Annotated in this window: 1 rRNA gene; it reads right to left on the reverse strand. The window is 53.9% G+C overall.

Going from position 1 to position 466, the window contains the following annotated elements:
* Nucleotides 1–450: ribosomal RNA gene (locus tag H3H37_RS25455) — 16S ribosomal RNA — on the reverse strand; the annotation flags it as partial.
* Between the last annotated feature and the right edge of the window lie 16 nt (nt 451–466).

The following is a 466-nucleotide window of genomic DNA, read 5'->3' on the forward strand; positions in this document are numbered from 1 at the left end:
CACCGTTTCTTCCCTGACAAAAGAGCTTTACAACCCGAAGGCCTTCTTCACTCACGCGGCATTGCTGGATCAGGCTTGCGCCCATTGTCCAAAATTCCCCACTGCTGCCTCCCGTAGGAGTCTGGACCGTGTCTCAGTTCCAGTGTGGCTGGTCGTCCTCTCAGACCAGCTACTGATCGATGCCTTGGTAGGCCTTTACCCCACCAACTAGCTAATCAGATATCGGCCGCTCCAGGAGCATGAGGTCTTGCGATCCCCCACTTTCATCCTTAGATCGTATGCGGTATTAGCGTAACTTTCGCTACGTTATCCCCCACTCCAGGGTACGTTCCGATATATTACTCACCCGTTCGCCACTCGCCGCCAGGTTGCCCCGCGCTGCCGTTCGACTTGCATGTGTAAGGCATGCCGCCAGCGTTCAATCTGAGCCAGGATCAAACTCTTCAGTTTAATCTCTGTTTGTTTG

The organism is Rugamonas brunnea (assembly GCF_014042345.1).
In the GTDB taxonomy this organism is placed as follows: Bacteria; Pseudomonadota; Gammaproteobacteria; order Burkholderiales; family Burkholderiaceae_D; genus Rugamonas; species Rugamonas brunnea.